Here is a 5,852-nt window from a genome sequence, read left to right on the forward strand (position 1 = left end):
TTGTCCATTACCTGAATGAGCTCGAAAGTGGAGAGGCCCATGAGCCCAATGAAGAGACCGTTGCAGCTATGCAAGACGTTCTCGAGGGGCGCAACCTCAGCAGAACCTATGACAACGTCGATGAAATGATGAAGGATCTGCTGGGCTCAAATGCTTAAGCTCCGATTTTCGTCAAGAATACAAAAAGACCTGAGATTGCTGTTAAAACGAGGCTATGACTTATCCGCCTTTGATCGTGTCGTCAGGTTGCTGGCACAGAACACCGCTCTCCCCGAGTTTTTGCGGGATCATCCTTTAAAAGGCGATTGGTCAGGTTTCAGGGAATGTCATATAACATCCGACTGGCTCCTGATTTATCAGGTTGAACGGGATACGTTGACCTTGGTTTTGGTGCGTACCGGCACGCATTCCGATCTGTTCAATAAATAGCCTGTACGATCGGCCCGTCGGCTACCAGACACCCAACGGGTTCATCGGTATTCTGTACCACCTACCTCCCCTAGTCTCTTCAGGGGCATCAGAAGCGAAAATTCCCCGAGTTTCAAAAGGGATTTGGAGAATAGAAAAACCCCCTCAGCGAGGGGGTTTTTACTTACCTCCACTTTTGTTTTTCATGATATCCCGTATCAGTCCACGATGAAACCATATGAAAGGAGATTTTCTTCACACGGTCAGGAGGTGGGCAACGTGGTGTAGTGGTCCTCAAGTCAGGGACCAAAAAGCTGAGGAGGATTGAGGGTGCGGGGGGCAATGGAGCCCCCCGTTCGTCATCCTCTCAGTCGCCGCGAGGTGAGGTCACGATGTGGCGTCGGGGGAAAGGGCGCACCAGCGCTCGAATTCTGCGTCGGTGGCCAGTACGCGGTGCGCGCCGCTGGCGTCATGGAGCGTGCCCTGCGCGTACTCGATTCCCGCAGCTCTGCGGTCGTAGTCCATGGCGCGACGCTTCTTCTCCTTGACGGGGTTCGGCAGAGGGATCGCCGACAGGAGCGAGCGCGTGTAGGGGTGGATGGGGCGATCGAATATCTCCGCCGGAGTCCCCGTTTCCAGGAGGCGCCCCTGATGCATCACCCCGATCCGGTTCGAGATGTACTTCACCATGGACAGGTCGTGTGCGATAAAGAGGTAGGAAACGCCGGTTCGTTGCTGCACTTCCTTCAGCAGGTTCACCACCTGGGCCTGGATCGATACGTCGAGGGCTGTGATGGGCTCGTCGGCGATGATGAGGGAGGGCTCCATCACCAACGCGCGGGCGATGCCGATGCGCTGGCGTTGGCCGCCCGAAAATTGGTGGGGGTAGCGATTGGCGTGCTCAGCGGACAATCCCACCGTTTCCAGGGCACCGTACACCTTCTCCCGACGTTCCTTTGAACTGCCGTAGAGGTGGTGGATGTCCAGCCCCTCGGCCACGATGTCGATGACCTTTTTGCGTGGGTTCAGACACGCCATGGGGTCCTGAAAGATCATCTGTACCTGCGTGCGCAGGTGTCTGAGCGCTGCCGCGGAGAGGCGCCCCGAGATGTCCGTTCCATCCATGACGATGCGCCCTGAGGTCGGCGCGTAGAGGCGGATGATCGTCCTCCCGATGGTGGACTTGCCCGATCCCGACTCGCCCACCAGGCCGAAGGTTTCTCCCCGGTCGATGTGGAAGCTCACGCCGTCCACCGCCCGCACGACGAAATTCCGCGACACTTTGAAATGCTGCCGCAGGTCTTCTACCTCTAGGAGCGCGCTCATGCCCTCACCTCCGCCTCGTTTCCCCGCTGCATGGCCTCGATGCGGCGGCGCAGTTCCTCTGGCATCTCCACCCTGGGGGCCCGCGGGTCCAGGAGCCATGTTGCGGCGCTGTGGGTGGAGCTGACCCGGAATACCGGCGGCTCCTCCAGGAAGTCCATGCCGAGGGCGTAGGGGTTGCGCGGGGCAAAGGCGTCGCCTCGAACGGGGTGGAGCAGGTTGGGAGGGGAGCCGGGGATGGCGAACAGCTTCCGGTCCCGGCTATCGGGGTCCGGAATGGAGGAGAGCAGGCCCCAGGTGTAGGGGTGGCGCGGGTCGTAGAAGATGTCGTTCACGGTCCCGCTCTCAACGATCTTTCCGGCGTACATCACGTTGACGCAGTCCGCGATCTTGGCGACGACGCCCAGGTCGTGGGTGATGTAGATCACGGATAGGCCCCGCTCGCGCTGGACGTCCTGGATCATCTCCAGGATCTTCGCCTGGATCGTGACGTCCAGGGCCGTCGTCGGCTCGTCGCAGATGAGGACGTCCGGGCTGCAGGAGAGGGCGATGGCGATGACGACCCTCTGTCTCATCCCGCCGGAGAGCTGGTGCGGGTAGCTCTTCATGTAGGCCTCCGCCTCCGTGATCCCCACCCGGCGCAGCAGCGCCGTCGCCCTTTCCTCCGCCTCGCGCCGCGGCGTGCCGAAGTGGTGGCGCATCCCCTCCGTGAGCTGCGCTCCGATGGACATCGTCGGGTCGAGCGACGTCATGGGGTCCTGAAAGACCATGGCGATCCGCTTTCCCGCCAGCTCTCGGCGGATTTCGGACTGGGACATGTCCATGATGTGCCAGACGCCCCCGTCGGGAGGCGCGAAGTCGATCGTCCCGCTCTCCAGCTTGCCGTTGCTGCTCAGGATGCCCATGACGGCCTTCATAGTGACCGACTTCCCCGAACCGGACTCCCCGACGATGGCCAGCGTTTCCCCGCGGCGCAGGTCGAGGTCCACGCCGCGGATCGCGTTCACACGCCCCGCCGTCGTGCGGAAGCTGATGTGCAGGCCGCGGATGCGGAGCATCGAAGGGCGTTCTCGATTCTCCATGATCACACCTCCTGCATCCTCGGGTCGAAGGCGTCGCGCAGGCCGTCGGCCAGCAGGTTGAAGCTCAACATCAGGAGCGCCAGCACCATGGCCGGGAACACCAGCATGTAGGGGTGCATCAGAAAGGACTTGTAGCCGTCGTTGATCAAGGAGCCCAGCGATGCCATGGGCGCGGGGACCCCAAGCCCCACGAAGGACAGAAACGCCTCGGAGAAGATGGCGTTGGGGATGGAGAACATGGACATGGTGACGAGCTGTCCGAAGATGTTGGGCAGGACGTCCTGAAAGATGATGGTGAAGTGCCCCGCCCCCAGCGTGCGGGACGCGAGGACGAACTCCTGCTCCCGGAGCTTGAGCATCTGCGCCCGCGCGACGCGGCTCATGCCGACCCATCCCGTGATGAGCAGGGCCAGGATGATGGAGTTCAGGCCGGGCGGCATGACGAGCATCAGGAGCGTCACGATGATGAGCGTGGGGATGCCGTTGACGACCTCGAGGACGCGCTGCATGATCATGTCCGTCGCTCCGCCGAAGTAACCGGAGGTGAGCCCGTAGCTCATGCCGATCAGCATGTCGATGAGCACCGCGACGAAGGCGATGTAGAGGGAGATGCGCGTCCCCATCCAGGTTCGCGTCCACTGATCGCGGCCGAAGGTGTCCGTTCCGAACCAGTAGTAGACGTCGTCCAGTCCTTTTTGTCGGTATCGGTTGACGCGCCTCTCGCCTCCGTCGAAGATGCCCAGCCTCTCGATGACGGGGATGCGTGGAGCCAGGTTCTGGTGGAGGATGTTGACGTCGTCGTAGGCGTGTTCGTTCATGCCGGGGCCGAACGCGGCGAGGACGACGATGACCAGGATCGTCACGGCCCCGAAGACCGCGCCGCGGTTCCTGGCGAAGCGGGACAGGACGTCCCTCCAGAACGGCTGGCTGGCGCAGTCCTTGTCGGTGTGGGCGGCGTCGGTAACGTCGATGCGCTCAAACTCGTGTCCTGGTTCGATGATGGGTTCAGTCATGGCGCTTCCCTCCCGCAAGCCGGATCCTGGGGTCGATGACGCCGTAGAGCAGGTCCACCGCCAGCATCAGCCCGATGTACAGCACGCAGTAGACGAAGGTCAGGCTGATGACGACGTTGTAGTCGTTGGACTGTATCGCCGTCACCAGCAGGCTGCCGACGCCCGGAATGGAGAATATCTTCTCCACCACCATGCTGCCCGTCATGAGGTTGACGACGAGGGGCGCGAGCACCGTGATGATGGGGATGAGGACGTTTCGCAGGGCGTGGACGAAGTTCGTGCGGAACGGCGAGAGCCCCTTGCTCCGGGCGAAGAGCATGTATTCGCTCCCCAACGCCTCCAGCATCTCCGAGCGGGCGAAGCGGGCTATCTGGGCCAGGGTGAACATGCTGAGGGCCAACGTGGGCAGGATGGTGGAGGCGACGGGGCGGTTGACCTTGTACAGGATGGGGAACCAACCCGCCTTGAAGCCAAGGTAGTAGAGCAGGACGAAGGCGAACACGAAAGAGGGGACGCTTACGCCCAGCACGGAGATGACGGTGCTGAACGTGTCCGCGATGGAGTTGTGGCGCAGCGCGGCCAGCACCCCCAGCAGCAGGCCAAGGACGGCCCCCACGCACACGGCCTGAAGGCCGATGCGGATGGAGATGGGCAGGCGCGCCCGGATCATCTCGGTCACCGGGACGTTCTTCTGAATGTTGTAGGAAACGCCCAAGTCGCCGGTCATCATCCGCCCGACGTATCGGGCGAAGCGAATCAGCACCGGGCCGTCCAACCCGTACTTTTCCTTGAGGACCGCCACCTGTTCCGGACTCAGCTTTTCGTCGTTGAAGGGCGAGCCCGGCATCAGCTCCAGCATGAGAAAGAGCGCCAGCACGATGGCGAAGAGCGTGGCCGCTGCGGTCAACACCCGTTTGACAATGTATGTTTTCATGATCGCACCCCTCGGAATGAGGAAGGCCGGCGGACGGCGTCCGACGGCCTTCCTCCCTTTTGGCAGTGGAGGCCTTATTGCCCTATGGATTGACGGCCTTCGTCGCGTGCTTGAAGAGGTTGCCGATGCTGGCGTGCTCCTCGATGCCCGTGAGGTAGGCCTTCTGCAACAGGGCGCTGTTCTTCTGGTACACGGGGAGGATCGCCGCCTCCTTCAGGAGCTCGGCCTCGATGTCCTTCAGGAGCTGCCAGCGTGCCGCCGGGTCGAGGGCGGTCTTGCCCGAACTGGCCTCCTTGATCATCTCGTCGTAGCGCGCGTTGGTCCAGCCGATCTTCGTCTTGTTGCTCACGAACTGGTCCAGATAGGTCATCGGGTCCGCATAATCGGGGCCCCAGCGGGTGAGGGACAGCTCGTACTCCCGGTCCCGCTCCCTCTGCAGGCGCGCCTTCTTGGCCATGCTCTCGAGGTTGATCGTAAGGCCGGGCAGGTTCTTCTGGAGCGCGTCCTGAAGGTACGTCGCCACGCCGATGGCGGACTCCGTGTCCTCGACGAGGAGCGACAGCGCCACGCTCTCGAAGCCCAGGGCCTTCTTCGCGGCGTTCCAGTGCTCCAGAGCCTTGTCCTTGTCGTAGTGCAGGTAGGTCGGCGTTCCGTCGCGGAAGTCCTTGCCGTCCGGGCCGGTGGCGAGCATGGAGGGGACGAAGTAGTCGGCCGGATGGGAGCCGTCCTTCAGCACGCCGCTGACAGCTCCTGCTTGTCGAAGCCCATGGCCAGGGCCAGGCGGAAGTCCGGGTTGGCGAGGAACTTGTTCTTGTGGTTGCACAGCACGTACCACAAAAAGCTGCCGTCGATGATGCGGCATTCGGGGTCGTCCTTGAACTGCTCCACCAGCTCGCCGGTGAGCGCGATCTTGTCGACGTCTCCGTTCTGGTAGGCCAGGAGGGCGCTCTGCGCGTCCTTGATCACCACGAAGGAGACGCCGTCCACCTTGACCTCATCCCTGGCGTAGTAGTAGGGGTTGCGCTCCACGGTGGAGAGGGAGCCGCCCTGATCCCAGTAGGTCAGCTGGAACGCGCCGTTGGCGAGGACGTT

The 5,852-nt window shown here is 62.3% G+C and carries 5 protein-coding genes and 1 pseudogene; 1 reads left to right on the plus strand and 5 read right to left on the minus strand.

Annotation, left to right across the window (positions count from 1 at the left end; genetic code table 11):
* Nucleotides 1-150: 150 nt before the first annotated feature.
* Nucleotides 151-429, plus strand: coding sequence for a type II toxin-antitoxin system RelE/ParE family toxin (locus tag ACO41U_RS09750; protein WP_298779825.1), 279 nt, complete (start codon nucleotides 151-153; stop codon nucleotides 427-429).
* A 366-nt stretch (nucleotides 430-795) separates the two neighbouring features.
* On the opposite strand, the gene ACO41U_RS09755 is transcribed toward ACO41U_RS09750, so the two are convergent.
* The 5 genes and pseudogenes from ACO41U_RS09755 to ACO41U_RS09775 all read right to left on the minus strand — a co-directional run bounded on the left by ACO41U_RS09755 (nucleotide 796) and on the right by ACO41U_RS09775 (nucleotide 5,789).
* Entirely contained in the window at nucleotides 796-1,734 is a 939-nt protein-coding gene (locus ACO41U_RS09755) for an ABC transporter ATP-binding protein (RefSeq protein WP_298779826.1), read from the minus strand.
* Entirely contained in the window at nucleotides 1,731-2,813 is a 1,083-nt protein-coding gene (locus ACO41U_RS09760) for an ABC transporter ATP-binding protein (RefSeq protein WP_298779828.1), read from the minus strand. Before ACO41U_RS09760 ends, ACO41U_RS09755 begins: the two co-directional genes overlap by 4 nt.
* A gap of 2 nt (nucleotides 2,814-2,815) precedes the next feature.
* The gene (opp3C, locus tag ACO41U_RS09765) at nucleotides 2,816-3,826 is read right to left on the minus strand and encodes an oligopeptide ABC transporter permease (RefSeq protein ID WP_298779830.1); all 1,011 of its coding nucleotides are present in this window, start codon (nucleotides 3,824-3,826) and stop codon (nucleotides 2,816-2,818) included.
* A complete protein-coding gene (locus tag ACO41U_RS09770; protein ID WP_298779832.1) occupies nucleotides 3,819-4,760 on the minus strand; it encodes an ABC transporter permease in 942 nt (313 codons plus the stop codon). Before ACO41U_RS09770 ends, opp3C begins: the two co-directional genes overlap by 8 nt.
* A gap of 82 nt (nucleotides 4,761-4,842) precedes the next feature.
* Nucleotides 4,843-5,789 (minus strand): annotated as a pseudogene (locus tag ACO41U_RS09775) (peptide ABC transporter substrate-binding protein).
* Between the last annotated feature and the right edge of the window lie 63 nt (nucleotides 5,790-5,852).

It is taken from the genome of Fretibacterium sp. (assembly GCF_057312375.1).